The 1,162-nt window shown below is 66.3% G+C and carries 1 protein-coding gene; it reads right to left on the bottom strand.

The window, feature by feature from the left end:
• Positions 1 to 1,162: HNH endonuclease signature motif containing protein (locus A5634_RS02295; RefSeq protein ID WP_065142471.1), on the bottom strand; the 1,162-nt coding region annotated here is incomplete at both ends.

Genomic DNA, 1,162 nt, shown 5'->3' with positions numbered 1-1,162 from the left:
GAGCTGTTCGGGCGGTATCCATTCGGTTTGGCCGTGGGCGTTTCTGCGGGTGATGTATTTGCGTAGCTCGACCAGGCGGTTGTCGGGTCCGCAGGCCAGGGTGAGTTCGTCGATATGGGTGCGGCGCTTGGCGAACCAGCCTTCGAGGTGATGGACCTGGGTCCAATACCCGGGCACCGTACACCCCGGGCGGGTACAACCGCGGTCCTTGGCCAACAACACCAGCCGTTGCTCAGGGGAAGCGATCCGCTTGCCGTGATAGAGCGCCGCAGTTTTGTCTTCGGTGAAAACCGCCAGGTAATGGTGAGCGGGCTGGCACAGCCGGATCACCTCCGACATCGGCAACAGGGTGCCCCCGGCCGTCAGCGCCCGCCCCGCACCAGCTTCGAGTTCGGCCAAGGTGGTGGTGATGATGATCGAGGTCGGCAACCCATGATGCTGGCCCAGCTTGTTGGACATCAGCAGCTCGCGAAACCCGGCCTGCACCGCGTCGTGGTTGCGCTGGGCCTGAGTGCGGCTGTCGCGGTCCACCGCCTCGGCCGACGCCCGACCGCCCACCGTCGGGTTCTCGTCCTCGGGATTGCACATGCCCGGGGCGGCCAATTTCGCCAGCACCGGCTCCATAGTGGCCCGACATTCGGGTGTCAGGTAGCCGCTGATCTTGGACATACCATCGGATTCCTGCCGGCCGATGCTGATGCCGCGTTTGCGCGCCCGCGCCGGCGCCTCATCCGGTTGGAAGTCGCCGTCGGGTTTGAGGCAGTCCTTAAGCACCTTGGCATAGGCCACCAACTCATCGGGGCGGTACCCACCGGCGACCAGGGCAAGCCGGGACTCGGCATCGGCACGCCCGTCGGCATCGACCGCATCGGGCAACTTGGCGAAAAACTCTTGAATCACCGCGACATGTTCCGGGCCGATCTCCCCGCGGCGGGCCGCGGCCGCGGTCGCGGGCAACATCGGGCCCAACGGCTCTCCGGACAACGCCCGGCGCGGACCCAGATCTGCGGCCTCGCGGATCCACCGGTCGGCCTCAGACTTGTTGATGCGCAACCGGTTAGCCAACGCCTGTCCCAAGGTGCCCCCCAACTCCGCCGGGGTGGCCACCACACCCAGCTGATTGATCACCGCATGCCCAGATACCCGCAACTTACGCACCACC

The organism is Mycobacterium asiaticum (assembly GCF_001673365.1).
Taxonomy (GTDB): Bacteria; Actinomycetota; Actinomycetes; order Mycobacteriales; family Mycobacteriaceae; genus Mycobacterium; species Mycobacterium asiaticum_A.
Note: the sequence above shows the minus strand (reverse complement) of the source record. Positions and strands in the feature narration are given on the sequence as shown.